This is a genomic window from Klebsiella sp. C283, from assembly GCF_048822555.1.
GTDB lineage: Bacteria > Pseudomonadota > Gammaproteobacteria > Enterobacterales > Enterobacteriaceae > Klebsiella > Klebsiella quasipneumoniae.
This window is the reverse complement of record NZ_JBMEZS010000001.1, coordinates 561,436-580,240: the sequence shown is the minus strand read 5'-3', so window position 1 is coordinate 580,240 and position 18,805 is coordinate 561,436. Positions and strand designations below refer to the sequence as shown.

Below are 18,805 nucleotides of genomic sequence, written 5' to 3'. Positions count from 1 at the left end.
CGCGATCACGGCTTTCTGGCCACAGGCACATCCAGCGCCTGCAGGATCTCGACAAACGGCGACGGTTGCGCCTTGTTAAATAACAGCCACACCCGGTGACGAGCGCGGGTTATGGCCACGTACAGCAGTCGACGTTCCTCCGCATCCGGAAAATCTTCCGGTTGCGGCAGGAGCGCCTCCTCTATGATCGACTCGCGCGCTGGAGCCGGAAACGCATCCACTCCCTCCTGCAGTCCCAGCACAATGACATAGTCGGCCTGCTGACCTTTGCTGGCGTGAATAGTCATAAAATCAAGCTGGAGGTGCGGCCAGCGCGTCGCCGCTTTATCAAGCGCCTCGGGCTTCAGATGATGGTAGCGGGCAAGCAGCAGGATCCGCTGCTCGGGCTTAACGTAACCGCTCAATTTATCCAGAAGATCGTCCAGCTTATCGTCGGCTAACAGAGTGACGGCCTTTTTATCTCCCGCGGTCAGGCTGTTCAGCGGTTTGCTTAACTGATGCGGATTCTGCTGGATAAAACCATTGGCTATTTCGCCGATACGCCCGTTAAAGCGATAGGTGGTATCCAGCGCACAGCAGTCCCCTTCGCCAAAGTAGTGGTTGAACGCGGTGGTCAGGGAGAGCTGCGCCCCGCTGAACCGGTAAATCGCCTGCCAGTCATCGCCAACGGCAAAGAGCGTGGTTTGGCTATTTTGCCGGCGTAACGCGGCCAGCAGCGAGGCTCGCTGCGGCGAAATATCCTGAAATTCATCCACCAGAATGTGTTTCCACGGGCTAACAAAGCGGCCTTTATCGAGAATATTGACCGCCTGATGGATCAGACCGGAAAAATCGACCGCATTCTCCGCCTTCAGCGCCGCCTTCCACTCTTTCAGCAGGGGCGACATCAGCTTCACCCGTTTACTGAACAGATCGCGTACCGCATCCGGCGCGCCAGCGATCATCTCTGCCTGGGAGCCGCCGTGCATGCGCATCAGGCTGACCCAGCGGTCAAGCCGGCTGGCCATCCGCCGCTGCACCTTTTTATCCTGCCAGAAATCCCCCTCCGGCAGCTGCCAGCCCATCTCCTCTTCCAGCCACAGGCGCCAGCCTTTCGCCTGCGCTTTTTTCTCCTGGCACTGCTTTTGCCAGCTTTTCAGCAGCAATGCGTGGCGGGCCGCAGTATCGCTTTCCAGCTTACTGATGGTGGGCACTTTTTTGCTGCCCTGCTGGATAATATGCAGCGCCAGCGAGTGGAAGGTGCGGGCGGTAATATCGTCTGATGCCAGACGCTCGCGAATCCGCTCATCCATCTCCTGCGCCGCCTGGCGGCCGAATGCCAGCAGCAGAATTTGCTCTGCCGCCGCTTCTCCCCGCGCCAGCAGCCAGCCCGCTCGAGCCACCAGCACCGAGGTTTTACCACTGCCCGCTCCCGCCAGCACCAGCAGGGAGTGCTCGCCGTTCACCACCGCTCGCGCCTGCGACGGATTGAGCGGGGAGGATTCCACGCCGTCAAAAAAGCCGCGATACTGTTCCAGCATCGCCTCGGTAAAGGCCTGGTTATGGGCCTGACGCGCCGCTTCAACATCCCCTAACCAGCGCTGACATTCCCGCCACAGCTCCCGGCAGTTATCAAAGGCGTCAAGCCGGCTGGTGGGCATCGGCAGCCCGGTTAACGCATGGCGAATATTATCCTGAACATCCGCCACCTGCTGACGCGTCAGCCACTTACCTTCTGCCCGGGTGCGTTCGATGGCTGTCAGCTGCTGCTTCAGCACCCCGGCGGCGATACCGCTCATTTCCGTGCTCCACTGCTGCCAGAGCGTGTGTAAATGGTGATAAAAGCGCTGCGTTTCGCTCCATTCGGTACCGTGCAAACGCACGACTTTATCGTCCGGCAGCACAAACTCCAGTTCGCCCCAGACCAGACCGCGCTTACAATGCACTGACAATAACTGATTGAAAGGGATAAGATACTCATGACGATCGCCGGAAACCTTTACCCCGGCATTCAGTAACTGCACCCTGTCATAAGGATGCTGAGCCATGCGTTTGCCCAATGTTGTCGCTTTAAGTTCCATATAATGTCGATTTTCAATCAGGGTGGATTGTTTTTCAGTTTAACCGCCCCGGACCAGGTGCTCCAGCGCAAAAAAACGTTACAATTGTCAGGTCTTATTATCCACAGGGCAAAACCGAGGCTTTATGCGTACCATTCTGAATATTTTGAACTTTATCCTTGGCGGTTTCGCCACCACTTTAGGCTGGCTGCTCGCCACTCTGGTCAGCATTATGCTGATCGTCACGCTGCCGCTGACTCGTTCCTGCTGGGAAATCACTCGCCTTTCGTTATTTCCCTATGGTAACGAGGCGATTCATGTTGATGAGCTCGAGCCAGGTCGCCAAAACAGCCTGCTGAACGCCGGCGGCACCATCCTGAACATTCTGTGGTTCATTTTTTTCGGCTGGTGGTTGTGCCTGATGCATATTTTCAGCGGCATCGCCCAATGCCTGACTATCATTGGCATCCCGGTGGGGATCGCTAATTTTAAAATCGCCGCCATCGCCCTCTGGCCGGTGGGTCGCCGGGTCGTCTCTGTGGAAACCGCGCGCGCCGCACGCGAAGCCAATGCGCGTCGTCGCTTTCAGTAACCGAATGGAACACGGACATGATTAGCCCCCTGCTACGCCGCTACACCTGGAACAGCGCCTGGCTTTATAACGTACGCATTTTTATTGCGCTCTGCGGCACGACGTTGTTTCCCTGGTGGATCGGCGAAGTCAAACTGACCATCCCCCTCACCCTCGGCGTCGTGGCCGCGGCGCTGACCGACCTTGATGACCGTCTGGCGGGCCGCCTGCGCAACCTCGCTATTACTCTGGTTTGCTTTTTTATCGCCTCCGCCTCCGTGGAGCTGCTGTTTCCGTGGCCGCCGCTGTTTGCCCTTGGTCTGACCGTGTCTACCATCGGCTTTATTTTGCTTGGCGGCCTCGGACAGCGCTATGCGACCATTGCCTTCGGCGCCCTGCTTATCGCCATCTACACCATGCTCGGCGTCACGCTGTACGATCACTGGTATCTGCAGCCGTTGTTCCTGCTGGCGGGAGCCGTGTGGTACAACCTGCTGACGTTGTCCGGCCATCTGATTTTTCCAATTCGTCCACTGCAGGACAACCTGGCGCGTAGCTATGAGCAACTGGCCCGCTATCTGGAGCTCAAATCCCGGCTGTTTGATCCAGACCTTGAGGATGAGAGCCAGGCGCCGCTGTACGATCTGGCCCTCGCCAACGGCCAACTGGTGGCGACCCTTAACCAAACCAAGGTCTCACTGTTGACCCGACTACGAGGCGACCGGGGACAGCGTGGTACTCGTCGTACGCTGCAGTATTACTTTGTGGCCCAGGATATTCATGAACGCGCCAGCTCATCGCATATTCAGTACCAGACCCTGCGTGACCAGTTCCGCTACAGCGATGTGATGTTCCGTTTCCAGCGCATGCTTTCGATGCAGGCGCAGGCCTGCCAGAAACTCTCGCGGGCGATTCTGCTGCGCGAACCCTATCAGCATGATGCCCACTTCGAACGGGCGTTTATGCATCTCGATGCGGCACTTGAGCGCGTACGCGCCAGCGGCGCATCCGATGAGCAGCTCAACGCCCTTGGCTATTTACTCAATAACCTGCGCGCCATTGATGCTCAGCTGGCCACGATTGAATCGGTGCAAACCACCGCGCCCGCCGGGAGTAATACAGAGACGCTGCTGGCCGACGACAGGCTCGGCGGACTGAACGATATCTGGCTGCGCCTGCAGCGCAATATGTCGCCAGAGTCAGCCCTCTTTCGCCACGCGGTGCGTATGTCGCTGGTGCTTTGCGCCGGCTATGCCTTCATCCAGTTTACCGGTCTTCAGCACGGCTACTGGATCCTGCTGACCAGTTTGTTCGTCTGCCAGCCGAACTATAACGCCACCCGCCATCGCCTGGCGTTGCGGATCATCGGCACGCTGGTCGGGGTGGCGATCGGCCTGCCGGTCCTCCTGCTGGTACCGTCGGTTGAAGGGCAGCTGCTGCTGATCGTCCTCACCGGCGTGCTGTTCTTCGCCTTTCGTAACGTGCAGTACGCCCATGCCACCATGTTTATTACGCTGCTGGTGCTGCTGTGCTTTAACCTGCTTGGCGAAGGTTTTGAAGTCGCGCTGCCGCGCATCATTGATACGCTGATCGGCTGCGCCATCGCCTGGGCGGCGGTCAGCTTCATCTGGCCGGACTGGAAATTCCGCAACCTGCCGCGGGCGCTGGACCAGGCGCTAAACGCGAACTGCCGTTATCTGGATGCCATCCTGGAGCAGTACCACCAGGGCCGCGACAACCGGCTGGCCTACCGTGTCGCACGCCGTGACGCCTACAACCGCGATGCTGAGCTGGCTTCCGTCGTCTCGAACTTGTCGACGGAACCACGGGCGGATGCCGCCCAGCGCGAGACCGCCTTTCGCCTGCTGTGTCTCAATCATACCTTCACCAGCTACATTTCCGCTCTCGGCGCGCATCGGGAAAAACTGTCCACGCCGGACATCCTCGCCCTGCTCGATGATGCGGTCTGCTATGTGGATGATGCCCTGCATCATACCCCAGCGGATGAACAGCGGGTGCAGAAGGCGTTGACCAGCCTGCAAAGCCGGATCCACCATCTGGAGCCTCGCGCGGACAGTAAAGAGCCCCTGGTGTTACAGCAGATTGGCCTGCTGCTGGCGCTGTTGCCTGAAATCTGCCGCCTGCAGCAGCGGGTACACGCTCAAACGGAATAACCGTTGTCCATTAGCGCGCAGACGCCCATTCCAGAAGCTCCTGACGCCGTGGCGTTGGGAGCGCGGCGGCATGAACGCCAACGATAGCCCCCTCCAGCGCCAGCAAGACGTTGTGCGAAAGGGAAGCATTGTTCTCGCGCAGCTTTAGCCAGGCCTGGCGGGCGCCCACCTCCCGTAGTGCTAACACATCTGGAATGCCCGAGTGAATCAGCTGCAATTCCATATGAAAGCTGATATTGGGTAAATCCTTCAGGCGTCCCGACGACCGGCGGCGATATTTTTCACGCTGGGCGCTCTGCCACGACATCAGCGACAAGCGGAATAGCTGTTTCTCATCGCGCCACAAGGCATCGTCGATTTGATAATACTTTAGCGGCACGATGCGCCCGTGTCGGCGCAGCATCAATAAAGGATTATGGTGTTCTACCCGATAGGCAGCGCTCTGCTCGCAGGCCTTTAGATAAATATTCCCCTCTGCCACCATCGCAAACACGGTATCTTCGATAGCCAGGCTGTAGCCGCCAAACAGGGGGCGAGAGTGAAGTTGACCCAGCGAAGAGACGCAGGCCTGAAATTGCGGGAGCCGCGGACATACGAGTTTTCTCATGATCATTCCTTTGTGAATCATGTAATTAAACTTAAGTTGTTAACGGATCCGCTAAGGGAAAACATAAGGGACTTCCCTGACAGCAGCAAGATGATTTTTGCCTGCTTTTCCACCAGAATGCGGTTTTGCGAGACGCTTTCAGAAAATTGCAGCTGTTGCTGCAACTGGTAGACAGGAGAAAAAGGATTAGCCGGTGTTAAGGATGGTGTTGCGAGTAGCCGCAAACCTGTACCGTCAGGATGGCTGAAAGCGATTAAATTTCCACCAGCAAAATGACAAATTGCGGTTGATCTTTTCCCCTGGCGGATATACTGTATATGCATACAGTAACTACAGGCGGGATAGACTATGTTTACTTCAGCTCATGCAAACCGTTCAGCACAGGCCTCTGCTCCGGCAGCCCACTACGCTCATCGTTCTGGCGAACAGGCCGCCAATGGGCTGATCAGTGAAATTGTCTATCGTGAAGATCAACCCATGATGACACAGTTGTTGTTGCTACCTTTATTACAGCAGTTGGGTCAACAGTCTCGCTGGCAGCTGTGGCTTACGCCGCAACAAAAGCTTAGCCGCGAGTGGGTTCAGTCCGCCGGTCTGCCGCTGTCTAAGGTCATGCAAATCAGCCAGCTCTCCCCCAGTCACACTTTAGACTCGATGATCCGCGCCCTGCGTACCGGTAACTATAGCGTGGTTATCTGCTGGCTGGCGGAGGAGTTAACCGCTGATGAACATGAGCGTCTGGTGCATGCAGCCCAGGAAGGCTGCGCGATGGGATTCATCATGCGCCCGGTCCGAAATCAGGGCACGCTCGGCAGACAACTCAGCGGGCTAAAAATTCACTCAAATTTGTATCATTGAGTGAAATTAGGATTATTCCTGGAATTTTTTTTTACCGCTAGTAATGGCACAGCGTTTTTTAAGGTCTTTTTCGCGGAATGCCTGTCACACGGGCATTTGTGCCTTTTTTTCGTGTACGAAAATCAACCATATTTGTTAAATATTGTGTACACAACCCTTTTTTTTCATATGCCTGACAGAGTTCACACTTGTAAGTTTCGAACTAAGTTGTAGACTTTACATCGCCAGGGGTGATCGGCTTACGCTGCATGTATCAGCATAGTTAACAACAAGTCACGCCCCCGGTGAAGGATTTAACCGTGAGGTCTTTTGTAACTTCATGGCGAATTTTGGATGATAATGAGGCGCAAAAAATGAAAAAGACAGCTATCGCGATTGCAGTGGCACTGGCTGGCTTCGCTACCGTAGCGCAGGCCGCTCCGAAAGATAACACCTGGTATGCAGGTGGTAAACTGGGTTGGTCCCAGTATCACGACACCGGTTTCTACGGTAACGGTTTCCAGGGCAACAATGGTCCGACCCGTAACGATCAGCTCGGTGCTGGTGCGTTCGGTGGTTACCAGGTTAACCCGTACCTCGGTTTCGAAATGGGTTACGACTGGCTGGGCCGTATGGCATATAAAGGCAGCGTTGACAACGGTGCTTTCAAAGCTCAGGGCGTTCAGCTGACCGCTAAACTGGGTTACCCGATCACTGACGATCTGGACATCTACACCCGTCTGGGCGGCATGGTTTGGCGCGCTGACTCCAAAGGCAACTACGCTTCTACCGGCGTTTCCCGTAGCGAACACGACACTGGCGTTTCCCCAGTATTTGCTGGCGGCGTAGAGTGGGCTGTTACTCGTGACATCGCTACCCGTCTGGAATACCAGTGGGTTAACAACATCGGCGACGCGGGCACTGTGGGTACCCGTCCTGATAACGGCATGCTGAGCCTGGGCGTTTCCTACCGTTTCGGTCAGGAAGATGCTGCTCCGGTTGTAGCTCCGGCTCCGGCTCCGGCTCCGGAAGTGGCTACCAAGCACTTCACCCTGAAGTCTGACGTACTGTTCAACTTCAACAAAGCAACCCTGAAACCGGAAGGTCAGCAGGCTCTGGATCAGCTGTACACCCAGCTGAGCAACATGGATCCGAAAGACGGTTCCGCTGTTGTTCTGGGCTACACCGACCGCATCGGTTCCGAAGCTTACAACCAGCAGCTGTCTGAGAAACGTGCTCAGTCCGTTGTTGACTACCTGGTTGCTAAAGGTATCCCGGCTGGCAAAATCTCCGCTCGCGGCATGGGTGAATCCAACCCGGTTACTGGCAACACCTGTGACAACGTGAAAGCTCGCGCTGCCCTGATCGACTGCCTGGCTCCGGATCGTCGTGTAGAGATCGAAGTTAAAGGCTACAAAGAAGTTGTAACTCAGCCTGCGGCTTAAGTTATAACTGATGAAAAAACCCGCTTCGGCGGGTTTTTTTATGTCTTCTCGCTCGCTTTAGCGGCTAAAAGCTGAAGGCCGTAAGAGGCGGATGGTAGCCTGTGTGGCGCGACCTGCGCCTTAGTCACCACTGAACGGGCAGCCCGTTACTCCTTACCTAACAGAACCTGCAGATCGTGCTTCAGGCTCGACATTTTGCTGGCATACTTCTCTTTATGCTCAGCATCCTCAATCAGCTGGACGATGGTTTCGGACAAGGTTTTCCCACGCCTCTGCGCCAGACCGGCAAGGCGCTGCCAGACGACAAACTCAAGGTCGATCGACTTCTTACGCGTATGCTGATGCTCGGCGTTAAAATGGCGTTTCCGTCGCGCACGGATGGTCTGTTTCATGCGGTTCATCAGCGCTGGATTCATATGCTGCTCAATCCAGGCATGCACCAGCACAGGTTCATTCTCGAGCGTCAGCAAGTCATCTACCGCAGCTTGCGCAGCGCTGGCCTCAATGTAGCGGGTAATCAGCTCACCTTCCCGGTGCTTCTTTACCAGATATTTCCATTTCCAGCCGCTTTCAAGATTTTCCAGTTGTTGATATTTCATTGCGATCTCAATGTGACCGTGTAACTCATTTCAGGATATCAGTTTTTTCCTGATGTGCTGAATATAAATCATTATTCGTGATGTGGATGGCCGGGTAATCATCGGGGTAGCCATAATCCTCCGTGTGCTCAGACGCGGCATCAGGTATAATTGCGCGCTTTACATCTAACTAAAAAACAGCGACTTTGACCATTACGAAACTGACCCGAACCGACCTTGCGCCTGATCTGGAACCTTACCAGGCGCTGTTTGCTCAAGCTGAACTCTCTCATCCGGCCCCCTCCCTCTCGGGCGATCTGCAGCCGCGGTTGTTCTATGCGCTTGAGCAGCTGCTATACACCCCGGCAGTCTCCTCCTTCATGTTGGTGAAAGCCCCTGAGGAGCCGGAATATCTGCAATGGCTGGCGGCTGAAACTCGCACGCTGCACGAGCCTGCCGCACCGCTTCACGGAGTTCGCTATGAGGTTAACGGCGCTCACGTGACACTCACGCCGGCGCAACGCGCTGAAGATAATTTTGCCAGTACCGCTCCGGTCGTGGCGGCCGATTGGCTGGAGGCGGAACAGCTGTTTGGCTGCGTACGCCAGTTTAATGGTGAAATCACACTCCAGCCTGGCCTGGTCCATCAGGCCAACGGCGGCGTGCTGGTGCTCTCACTACGCGCATTACTGGCGCAACCGCTGCTGTGGATGCGCCTGAAAAATATGGTGACCCGTCAGCGCTTTGACTGGCTCTCCATTGATGAATCACGGCCGCTGCCGGTCAGCATCCCTTCCATGCCGCTGAGCCTGAAAGTCATGCTGGTGGGCGAACGCGAATCGCTGGCCGATTTCCAGGAAATGGAGCCAGAGCTCTCTGCCCAGGCTATCTATAGCGAGTATGAAGACACCCTGCAGTTTGCGGACGCCGATACGCTGATGGCCTGGTGCCAGTGGGTATGGCAGAATGCGCAGCAGCTGGAGCTACCGGGCCCGGCGAGCGATGCCTGGCCACTGCTGATCGATGAAGGGACGCGCTACACCGGCGACCAGGAGACCCTGCCGCTCAGCCCGCTATGGATAGCCCGCCAGCTGCGTGAGTCTGCCGCCTTCTGCGAAGGCGAAGAGATTACCGGCGAAGCGATGCAGACGATGCTGGCGCGCCGGGAGTGGCGTGAAGGCTACCTGGCGGAGCGTATGCAGGATGAAATCCTGCAGGAACAGATCCTGATTGAAACCGAAGGCGAATGCGTCGGGCAGATCAACGCCCTCTCAGTCATTGAATTCCCCGGTCATCCACGCGCCTTCGGCGAACCTTCGCGCATCAGCTGCGTCGTGCACATTGGCGACGGCGAGTTTATCGATGTCGAACGCAAAGCCGAGCTGGGCGGCAACATCCATGCGAAAGGCATGATGATCATGCAGGCTTTTCTGATGTCCGAGCTGGAGCTGGAGCAACAACTCCCCTTCTCCGCTTCGCTGACCTTTGAACAGTCCTACAGTGAAGTGGATGGCGACAGCGCCTCCATGGCGGAACTCTGCGCCTTAATCAGCGCGCTGGCCAACGTGCCGATTAATCAGAGCATCGCGATCACCGGCTCCGTCGACCAGTTTGGTCGTGTGCAGCCGGTCGGCGGACTGAATGAAAAAATTGAAGGTTTCTTCACAATCTGTCAGCAGCGCGGTCTCACCAGAAAACAGGGCGTGATTATCCCTGCCGCCAACGTTCGCCATCTTAGTCTGACCCACGAGCTGCGTCAGGCCGTTGCCGACAATCAGTTTGCTATCTGGGCAATAGACGATATTACCGAAGCGCTGCCGATGTTGACCCAGCTGATGTGGGACGGTGAAGGACAGACGCTGCGACAAACCATTCAGGAGCGGATAGCGCAGGCGACCCAGCAGGAGACTCGCCATCGTTTTCCGTGGCCGCTACGCTGGTTAGGTGGGACAAGTTCTAACTGATCGGACTTGTTCAGCTTACACGTGTTAGCTATCCTGCGTCCCGAACTTAAAATAAGGCTTACTGAAAACATGGTAGATAAACGCGAATCCTATACAAAAGAAGATCTTCTTGCCTCTGGTCGTGGTGAACTGTTCGGCGCGAAAGGCCCGCAGTTGCCGGCGCCAAACATGCTGATGATGGACCGCGTCATCAAAATGACCGAAACCGGTGGTAACTACGACAAAGGTTATGTTGAGGCCGAACTCGACATCAACCCGGACCTGTGGTTCTTCGGTTGCCACTTTATCGGCGATCCGGTGATGCCGGGCTGCCTGGGCCTGGATGCCATGTGGCAGCTGGTAGGTTTCTATCTCGGCTGGCTCGGCGGCGAAGGCAAAGGCCGTGCGCTGGGCGTTGGCGAAGTGAAATTCACGGGGCAGGTTCTGCCGACCGCGAAAAAAGTGACCTACCGCATCCACTTCAAACGCATCGTTAACCGTCGTCTGATTATGGGCCTTGCCGATGGAGAAGTGCTGGTTGACGATCGTCTGATCTACACCGCAAGCGATCTGAAAGTGGGTCTGTTCCAGGATACTTCCGCTTTCTGATAACGTTCAGCAGCGATTAAAAGGCGAAGCCCCCGCTATGCGGAGGCTTCTTTTTTAAAGAGACAGTGTCAGGCCGTTAGTACCCTGTCCTCCATGGCTTCTCGCCAGCCTCCCAGCCACCATGAGCGTTGATTCAAGCTCTGGTATGGACACATTTCTTTCGATCTTCCTGCGATACCCGCCTGATATCCGCGTTGATGTGCCCGTTCCAGGCGATCTCGTTTTTGTCTCTTCATGCCTCGTTTCCCTCATTCTTTGATCTGGTGGAAAAGAAAACAGTGGTCGCAAATTGTGCAACCACGGGTTACGAATACCGCGAAATGAAGGCGACGTCAATGCGCAAAATTCACGCCATTGTCATATTTGTGACCTATATAAGAGTTCATTTTTTGTTCACCTGGCACACCGGCCGGTAACGAACTGACCTGACAAAAAAAAGCCGCGCGGCTCAGATGAACCGCGCGGCAGATCAGCGTGATGAATTTTACTTATGGCAGACGGTTAAGCTCGCTGGCAATGGCTGCCGCCTCCTGGCTCCACGCCTGCGCCAGGGTCTTGACCATCGCATCATATCCATCCTGATCCTGCTTAAGCACGATGTTAAACGGGCGTTTGATCAGCTGCCCCTGATGCTTTAGCAGCCACTCACCGCTGACGATAACCCGCCCGTCGTAGCGTCCGTGAAAGCCGTTGACCGCGACGTTGAGCGTATCCTGTTCGCTACCCAGCGGCTGGGATGACACTACCCAGCCCGGCAGCTGTTGGCTCAGGTTCGCCACCAGCGTAGTGCGCAGCTGCTGGTCCAGCGGGCTGGCCCACAGATTATTATTGGCGATCACATACTGTACGTCGGTGGTCTGGTAGACCACCCCGTTACCCGCCAGATAATCCGGGATGCTGACCTGCTCAACCCACAGCAGACGTGCCCCCTGGCTGGCGGCGCGCTGTGCGCCGCCCTGCGCCACCGGCAGCTGGTAATACGTTTTGCTTTCGCCGCCGCTACTGCATGCCGTCAGCACGCATACGGTTGCCGCGAGTAACCATTTTTTCATTATTTCGCTCCCTTCGGCTGTGGGTCTTTTTTATCCTTCGCCTCAAATACCAGCGCATTGCTCTTATCATTGAGCGTTTTCAGGACCGGCTGCAGCTCGCGCAGCACCTGATCCAGACGCTGCATATCGGCCACCATCTTATTGTAGGCCGCGGAGCCCGGCTGGAAGCCCTGCATGCTGCGGTTCAGCTCGCGCAGCGTCGTCTGCATATCGGCAGGCAACTGCTGCATCGACTGGCTGGAGGTGATCTTATTCAGACTATCCAGCGTGGTCTGCACGTGCTGCATGGTCTTCTCGCTCTGCGCCAGGGTGCTCGTCGCCTGCTCCAGCAACGGATTGAGCGGCAGGTTATTAATCTTATCCAGCGCATCCATCAGACGCTGCTGGATCTGCGCCAGACCACCGCTGATGGTCGGGATAATCGGATAGCCGTTAAACTCCTGCATTTTCCCGCGCGGCGGCGCCTTCGGATAGAAGTCGAGATCGATATACAGCGCGCCGGTCACCAGATTGCCGGTTTTCAGCGAGCCGCGCAGTCCGCGGTTGATCAGATCGTCAATGTGGGCGCGAATATTCGGATCGCCGCCCAGCTGGTTAACCAGACGTTGCGGTTCAACCCGCACTTCCACCGGAATGCGATAGTCGTCGTTCAAACGCTGCTTCAGACCGGGAATGAAGAATGGCACTTTGCCGACGGTTCCCAGACGGATGCCGCGGAACTCCACCGGCGCGCCGGGCTGCAGGCCGCGAACTGAGTCTTTGAAGAACATCACATAGTCAATATGTTCGGTAAAGACCGAATCCTGGATGCTCTTCTGATCGTCAAACAGATGGTATTCCGTTTTATTCGCCACCGGCTCGCCGAGATCCAGTCCTTCCGGAATATCGAAGCTCACGCCGCCGCCAAACAGCGTCGACAGCGAGCCCATCTCGACGCGCATCCCCGCCGAGGTCAAATCGACAGCGATCCCACTGTCCTTCCAGAAGCGGACATTGGTGGTCACCAGGCGGTCATTGGGCGCATTGATGAACAACTGATAAGTGATACGACGTTTCTGGGTGTCGAAGGTGCTGGTTTCCACCGACCCCACGCGATAGCCGCGGAACAGCACCGGATCGCCTGGCGACAGCTGGCCCGCCTTGCTGCTCTCCAGCAGAATACGGATCCCCTTGGCGTCCGGCGAGGCCAGCGGCGGAGAATCAAGCAGCGGATACTGCTCCGGCACCGTACCTTTCGACCCCGGCTGCAGTTCAATATAGGCCCCGGACAATAATGTTCCCAGGCCACTGATCCCCTCGCGCCCTACCTGCGGTTTCACCACCCAGAAGACGGAATCGTTGTGCAGTAATTTCTGCATACCGGAATTGAGGCGGGCTTTGATTTCCACGTGGGTTAAATCGTCGGTCAGCGTGGCGCTCTCCACCACCCCAACGTCCACGCTACGGCTCTTGATACGGGTTTTTCCCCCTTCAATCCCCTCCGCATTCGTGGTGATCAGCGTGACCTCAGGTCCCTGATGGCTGTAATGATAAAACAGGATCCACGCCCCGATCAGCGCAGTGACGATAGGGAAGATCCACACCGGTGACCAGTTCTTCACCTTCTGCACTTTCGCTTCTCCGCTCTTATTTTCCATGTTGTTGTCTTTCCTCATGGCTTGAATCTGGCTCACGATCCCACAGTAAACGGGGATCAAACGTCATGGCTGAAAACATGGTCATCACCACCACCAGCGCAAACATAACCGCGCCGATGGCGGGATAGATATTCATCAACCCTCCCATGCGCACCAGCGCAGAGAGTACGGCGATGACAAAAACATCAATCATTGACCAGCGGCCAACAAATTCCACCACTTCATAGATCAGATGCATGCGTTCCGAATCACGCGCACCGTTGCCATTGGCATTCCAGCACAGCCAGGCGATAGCGATCATCTTTAGCGTCGGCACCATAATACTGGCAATAAAAATCACCAGCGCCACCGGATAAGACCCCTCGCTCCACAGTAAAATTACCCCGGCCATGATGGTTGACGGCATTTTATCGCCCAGCAGATCGGTGATCATGATCGGCATAATATTGGCGGGGAGATAGAGGATAAATGAGGTCACCAGCAGGGCCAGCGTCCACTGCAGGCTGTTTTTACGCCGCGCCGTTCCTTTACTATGACAGCGCGGGCAGACCGTCTGGTCGACCGGTAACACCGCCGTGCAGCAGGCGCAGGAGCGCAGCCCCTGGCGGATGCCGGCCACTCCGACCTTCAGCGGTTGGCTAATGGCTGGCATGGGGGCAATATCATCCCACAGCCAGCGGCGGTCGACGCACTGGAAAGTGCGTAACTGCAGCAGACAAAACATGCACCACGGAACAAAGCTCAGACCGATACCGATATCGCCATAGGCCATCAGCTTAACGAAGCTCACCAGCACGCCGGCAAGAAAGATCTCCGCCATTCCCCACGTCTTCAGGTGAAACAGAATTCGCGCCAGAAACGCTTTCAGGCCAGCGGGCATCCTGACCCGATTGACCAACAGCAGAATGGTGACCAGGCAAAAGGCCGGTACCAGTTGCACAAAGAGTAAAAAGAAGGTGCCGAGGCTGGCGTAATCCTCGGTAAATAACACATTGGGAATTTCCAACAGCTCTATTTCGCTGCTGATCCCGCCCACTTTCATATAGATAAATGGAAACAGGTTGGCCAACAGCAGCATAAACAGCGCGACCAACGCGTAAGCCGTGGGACGCTGGCGAGGCGCGTCCCACGTGGTGGTTAACGTTGTACCGCAGCGCGGGCAAGCGGCTTTCTGGCGATGCTCCAGCTGCGGCAAAGCCACCAGCAAATCACATTGGGGACATAAAATATGTCGCGCAGCATGATGATGATCGCACATGACAACTCCTCGGCTCAGGCGCCGTTCTTTAATCCTTCGAGATATTCCCAGCGTTCAAAGGCTGCTTCCAGCGCCTGTTCCGCTTCGGCCAGCTTTGCCAGCACCTGCTGCGTGCGATCGTGCGGTTGTCCAAAGAAGTCGGGATCGGCAACCTGTTCCTGCAGCGTCTGCAGTTCGGCCTCGAGAGCTTCCAGCTTCTGCGGCAGCTGTTCCAGCTCGCGCTGCAGGTTATAGCTTAGTTTGTTCCCACCGCGTTTGACAGTTTCTGCTTTTGGCTGAGCGACTTCCATCGTTTTTTTCGCTGCCGGCTGCTTCTGCGCCAACGACTGGGCCTGCTGGCCGCGGGCATCGTGATAGCCGCCGATGTACTGGCCGATGCGACCGCCGCCTTCGAAGATCCAGCATTCGGTTACGGTGTTATCCACGAACTGACGATCGTGGCTTACCAGCATCACGGTGCCCTGATAGCCATCGATCAGCTCTTCCAGCAGCTCCAGCGTTTCGACATCCAGGTCGTTTGTCGGTTCATCGAGAATCAATAAGTTGCTGGGTTTCAGGAACAGACGCGCCAGCAGCAGGCGGTTACGTTCCCCGCCGGAGAGCGCGCGCACCGGGGTCATCGCCCGTTTGGGATGGAACAGGAAGTCCTGCAGGTAGCCCAGCACATGGCGCGGCTTACCGTTAACCATCACCTCTTGCTTACCTTCCGCGAGGTTATCCATCACCGTCCGATCCGGATCCAGCTCTGCGCGGTGCTGGTCGAAGTAGGCGACTTCCAGTTTAGTGCCGACGTGGATCCGCCCGCTGTCGGCCTGCAGCTGGCCAAGCATCAGCTTCAGCAGCGTGGTTTTCCCGCAGCCGTTGGGGCCAATCAGGGCAATCTTGTCGCCGCGCTGGATCTGCGCGGAGAAATCTTTCACCAGCACTTTGCCATCAACCTGATAGTTGACGTTCTCCATTTCGAACACGATTTTGCCGGAGCGCGAAGCCTCTTCAACCTGCATTCTGGCGCTGCCCATCACTTCCCGGCGCTCCCCGCGCTCGCGACGCATCGCCTTCAGGGCACGAACGCGGCCTTCGTTACGCGTGCGGCGCGCTTTGATCCCCTGGCGGATCCATACCTCTTCCTGAGCCAGCTTGCGGTCGAATTCCGCATTCTGCAGCTCTTCAACCCGCAGGGCTTCCTCTTTATCCAGCAGATACTGATCGTAATCGCCCGGGTAGGTCACCAGCTTGCCGCGATCGAGGTCGACGATGCGCGTCGCCATATTGCGGATAAAGGAGCGGTCGTGCGAAATAAAGATAATGGTGCCTTTAAAGGTTTTGAGGAACCCTTCCAGCCAGTCGATGGTTTCGATATCCAGGTGGTTGGTGGGTTCATCGAGCAGCAGCACGCGCGGCCCGCTGACCAGCGCGCGGCCCAGCGCCGCTTTACGCAGCCAGCCGCCGGACAGGGATGCCAGCTGTGCGTTGGCGTCGAGACCAAGCTGCTCAATCACTTCGTTAATGCGGCTGTCCAGCTGCCACAGCCCCAGGTTATCGAGCTGCTCCTGCAGGCGCGCCAGTTCATTTAAATTTTTGTCGCTCGGATCGGTCATGACCTGATGCGACACGTCATGATAGGCCTTCAGGTAGGCCGCCTGCTCGGCGATGCCTTCCGCGACAAAATCGTACACCGTACCGGCGACATTGCGCGGCGGATCCTGCTGCAGACGCGCCACAATCAGATCCTGTTCATAAATAATGCGCCCGTCATCCAGCCCCTGCTCGCGGTTGAGGATCTTCATCAGGGTCGATTTGCCGGCGCCGTTGCGTCCGACGAGGCAGACGCGTTCGTTATCTTCGATATGCAGCTCGGCATTATCCAGCAGCGGCGCATCGCTGAAGGAAAGCCAGGCGCCGTGCATACTAATCAGTGACATTCTTTATTCCTTTCAGGCTGCGGTAATCAGCCAGCAGTTGTGGATCTGACGGTTGCGGGCAAAATCCTGCGACAGCGTTTTTTGCGAAATTTCTTGCGCCTTCAGGCCAAGCGCCGCCAGCCCGTCATGATCCATACGGAAACCGCGTTTGTTATTCGAGAACATAATGGTGCCGCCTTTACGCAGCAGACGTTTCAGATCGGTCATCAGGCGAATGTGATCGCGCTGGACGTCGAAAGCATCTTCCATTCGTTTGGAGTTGGAGAAGGTCGGCGGATCGATAAAGATCAGATCGAACTGCTCGGTGCTCTCCCGCAGCCAGCCCAGCACGTCCGCCTGCATCAGGCGATGCGCGCGGCCGGTCAGGCCATTGAGACGCAGGTTGCGTTCCGCCCACTCCAGGTAGGTGCGCGACATATCCACCGTGGTGGTGGAGCGCGCGCCGCCGAGACCGGCGTGGACGCTGGCGCTGCCGGTATAAGAGAACAGGTTCAGGAAGTCCTTGCCTTTGCTCATCTGGCCGAGCATGCGACGGGCGATACGGTGGTCGAGGAACAGACCGGTATCCAGGTAGTCGGTGAGGTTGACCCACAGGCGCGCGTTGTACTCCTGCACCTCGATAAAGTCGCCCTTCTCCGCCATCTTCTGGTACTGGTTTTTCCCCTTCTGCCGCTCGCGGGTCTTCAGCACCAGCTTGTTAGGCGCCATGTCCAGTACGGCGATGGTCGCGGCGATAATATCGAACAGGCGCTGGCGCGCTTTGTGCGCATCGACGGTTTTCGGCGGGGCATATTCCTGGACCACCACCCAGTCGGCGTAGCGGTCGATGGCCACGTTGTATTCCGGCAGGTCAGCATCGTACAGGCGATAGCATTCAATGCCTTCCTGACGGGCCCATTTTTCAAACTTCTTCAGGTTCTTACGCAGACGGTTAGCAAAATCTTCCGCCAGCATCGCCGGCTTGCCGCCTTCGCTCTCCGCCAGGTGATAATTCTTCTGTACGCAGTCCAGCGGGCCGTTCTTGGCTTTAAACTGTTTGTCGGCGCGCAGCTGCAGGCAGCTTAACAGCTCCGGCGAGGCGCTGAACACCGACAGGTTCCAGCCGCCAAACTGACTTTTCATGATCCGGCCCAGCAGGCTGTGCAGGGCGATCAGCGCCGGCTCGCTTTCCAGACGCTCGCCGTACGGCGGGTTGCTGATCACGGTGCCGTACGGGCCTTTCGGTAGCGGATTATTCAACTGGGCGACGTCTTTGACTTCAAAATCGATCAGCTCGCCGATGCCGGCCCGACGGGCGTTGCGACGGGCGCGGTCAATGACACGTTCGTCGACATCCGAGCCATAGAAGCGTGACCCATATGCCGCCAGCCCCTGACGGGCGCGCGTTTGCGCTTCCGCTTTCACTTCTTTCCAGATGGCGTCGTCGTGCTGCGCCCAGCCGCCAAAGCCCCAGTGGCCGCGGTGCAGGCCCGGCGCGCGGTCGGTCGCCAGCATCGCCGCCTCAATCAGCAGGGTACCGGAGCCGCACATCGGATCGAGCAGCGGAGTGCCCGGCACCCAGCCGGAGCGCATCACGATCGCCGCCGCGAGGTTTTCTTTGATCGGCGCCATACCGGTGCCATCGCGGTAGCCGCGCAGGTGCAGGCCTTCGCCGCTCAGATCCAGCGAGATGTGCGCCGTCTCTTTGTTCAGCCAGACGTTGATCCGCAGATCGGGCGACTCACGATCGACGTTCGGGCGCGGCAGGTTCTTACGGGTGAAGCTGTCGACAATGGCGTCTTTGACCTTCAGCGCGCCGTACTGGCTGTTGCGGATCTCCTCATTGAGACCGCTAAAATGTACGGCGAAGGTGGCGCCAGGGTTGAACATCTCCGTCCACGGAATGGCCTGTACGCCGAGGTACAGATCCAGATCGCTGTATACGCGACACTCGCCCAGCGGCAGCATGATGCGCGAAGCCAGCCGGCTCCACATCAGGCTTTGATACAGCAGGCGCGTATCCCCCTGAAAATGGACCCCGCCCTGGACTACCTGGCAGTCCGTCGCGCCAAGCCCTTCCAGTTCAGTTTTTAACAGCTCTTCCAGCCCACGAGCCGTACTGGCAAACAGAGAATTCATATCGTCACTTTTACT

Annotated in this window: 16 protein-coding genes; 6 read left to right on the top strand and 10 right to left on the bottom strand. The window is 56.9% G+C overall.

Annotation, left to right across the window (positions count from 1 at the left end; genetic code table 11):
• Nucleotides 1–5 precede the first annotated feature (5 nt).
• Nucleotides 6–2,060, bottom strand: a complete 2,055-nt coding sequence (helD, locus tag ACOI7Z_RS02640) for a DNA helicase IV (RefSeq protein ID WP_087849024.1) — start codon at nucleotides 2,058–2,060, stop codon at nucleotides 6–8.
• A 124-nt stretch (nucleotides 2,061–2,184) separates the two neighbouring features.
• Here helD and ACOI7Z_RS02635 point away from each other — a divergent pair, with 124 nt between their 5' ends.
• Both ACOI7Z_RS02635 and yccS read left to right on the top strand, forming a co-directional pair.
• The gene (locus ACOI7Z_RS02635; protein WP_004201437.1) at nucleotides 2,185–2,631 is read left to right on the top strand and encodes a YccF domain-containing protein; all 447 of its coding nucleotides are present in this window, start codon (nucleotides 2,185–2,187) and stop codon (nucleotides 2,629–2,631) included.
• Between the two features lie 17 nt (nucleotides 2,632–2,648).
• Nucleotides 2,649–4,784, top strand: coding sequence for a YccS family putative transporter (yccS, locus tag ACOI7Z_RS02630; RefSeq protein WP_087849025.1), 2,136 nt, complete (start codon nucleotides 2,649–2,651; stop codon nucleotides 4,782–4,784).
• A gap of 10 nt (nucleotides 4,785–4,794) precedes the next feature.
• Here yccS and ACOI7Z_RS02625 read toward each other — a convergent pair whose 3' ends face one another.
• Both ACOI7Z_RS02625 and ACOI7Z_RS02620 read right to left on the bottom strand, forming a co-directional pair.
• Nucleotides 4,795–5,391, bottom strand: a complete 597-nt coding sequence (locus ACOI7Z_RS02625; RefSeq protein WP_087849026.1) for a TfoX/Sxy family DNA transformation protein — start codon at nucleotides 5,389–5,391, stop codon at nucleotides 4,795–4,797.
• A 17-nt stretch (nucleotides 5,392–5,408) separates the two neighbouring features.
• A complete protein-coding gene (locus ACOI7Z_RS02620) occupies nucleotides 5,409–5,714 on the bottom strand; it encodes a hypothetical protein (RefSeq protein ID WP_170927824.1) in 306 nt (101 codons plus the stop codon).
• A gap of 25 nt (nucleotides 5,715–5,739) precedes the next feature.
• Between ACOI7Z_RS02620 and sulA the strand changes: the two genes are divergently transcribed.
• Nucleotides 5,740–6,249: an SOS-induced cell division inhibitor SulA gene (gene sulA / locus ACOI7Z_RS02615; protein WP_023289052.1), complete on the top strand. Its 510-nt coding sequence runs from the start codon at nucleotides 5,740–5,742 to the stop codon at nucleotides 6,247–6,249.
• Nucleotides 6,250–6,602: 353 nt separating this feature from the next.
• Nucleotides 6,603–7,673, top strand: a complete 1,071-nt coding sequence (ompA, locus tag ACOI7Z_RS02610; RefSeq protein WP_044521956.1) for a porin OmpA — start codon at nucleotides 6,603–6,605, stop codon at nucleotides 7,671–7,673.
• 146 nt (nucleotides 7,674–7,819) lie between these two features.
• Here the strand turns inward: ompA and matP are convergent, their stop codons facing one another.
• Nucleotides 7,820–8,272, bottom strand: a complete 453-nt coding sequence (gene matP / locus ACOI7Z_RS02605) for a macrodomain Ter protein MatP (protein WP_002898404.1) — start codon at nucleotides 8,270–8,272, stop codon at nucleotides 7,820–7,822.
• A 185-nt stretch (nucleotides 8,273–8,457) separates the two neighbouring features.
• Between matP and ACOI7Z_RS02600 the strand changes: the two genes are divergently transcribed.
• Nucleotides 8,458–10,215 (top strand): AAA family ATPase, encoded by a 1,758-nt coding sequence (locus ACOI7Z_RS02600; protein WP_087849027.1) that lies wholly within the window; start codon nucleotides 8,458–8,460, stop codon nucleotides 10,213–10,215.
• Between the two features lie 69 nt (nucleotides 10,216–10,284).
• Nucleotides 10,285–10,803, top strand: a complete 519-nt coding sequence (gene fabA / locus ACOI7Z_RS02595) for a bifunctional 3-hydroxydecanoyl-ACP dehydratase/trans-2-decenoyl-ACP isomerase (protein ID WP_004201428.1) — start codon at nucleotides 10,285–10,287, stop codon at nucleotides 10,801–10,803.
• Nucleotides 10,804–10,871: 68 nt separating this feature from the next.
• Here the strand turns inward: fabA and rmf are convergent, their stop codons facing one another.
• The 6 genes from rmf to rlmKL all read right to left on the bottom strand — a co-directional run bounded on the left by rmf (nucleotide 10,872) and on the right by rlmKL (nucleotide 18,790).
• Nucleotides 10,872–11,039: a ribosome modulation factor gene (gene rmf, locus ACOI7Z_RS02590; RefSeq protein WP_002898396.1), complete on the bottom strand. Its 168-nt coding sequence runs from the start codon at nucleotides 11,037–11,039 to the stop codon at nucleotides 10,872–10,874.
• Between the two features lie 252 nt (nucleotides 11,040–11,291).
• Entirely contained in the window at nucleotides 11,292–11,855 is a 564-nt protein-coding gene (pqiC, locus tag ACOI7Z_RS02585; RefSeq protein ID WP_032455285.1) for a membrane integrity-associated transporter subunit PqiC, read from the bottom strand.
• Nucleotides 11,855–13,492: an intermembrane transport protein PqiB gene (pqiB, locus tag ACOI7Z_RS02580; RefSeq protein ID WP_023289048.1), complete on the bottom strand. Its 1,638-nt coding sequence runs from the start codon at nucleotides 13,490–13,492 to the stop codon at nucleotides 11,855–11,857. Before pqiB ends, pqiC begins: the two co-directional genes overlap by 1 nt.
• On the bottom strand, nucleotides 13,482–14,750 hold the full coding sequence (gene pqiA, locus ACOI7Z_RS02575) for a membrane integrity-associated transporter subunit PqiA (protein ID WP_023289047.1): 1,269 nt from the start codon (nucleotides 14,748–14,750) through the stop codon (nucleotides 13,482–13,484). Before pqiA ends, pqiB begins: the two co-directional genes overlap by 11 nt.
• Before the next feature lie 14 nt (nucleotides 14,751–14,764).
• Nucleotides 14,765–16,672 (bottom strand): ABC transporter ATP-binding protein, encoded by a 1,908-nt coding sequence (locus tag ACOI7Z_RS02570; RefSeq protein WP_023289046.1) that lies wholly within the window; start codon nucleotides 16,670–16,672, stop codon nucleotides 14,765–14,767.
• A 12-nt stretch (nucleotides 16,673–16,684) separates the two neighbouring features.
• Entirely contained in the window at nucleotides 16,685–18,790 is a 2,106-nt protein-coding gene (gene rlmKL, locus ACOI7Z_RS02565) for a bifunctional 23S rRNA (guanine(2069)-N(7))-methyltransferase RlmK/23S rRNA (guanine(2445)-N(2))-methyltransferase RlmL (protein ID WP_023289045.1), read from the bottom strand.
• Between the last annotated feature and the right edge of the window lie 15 nt (nucleotides 18,791–18,805).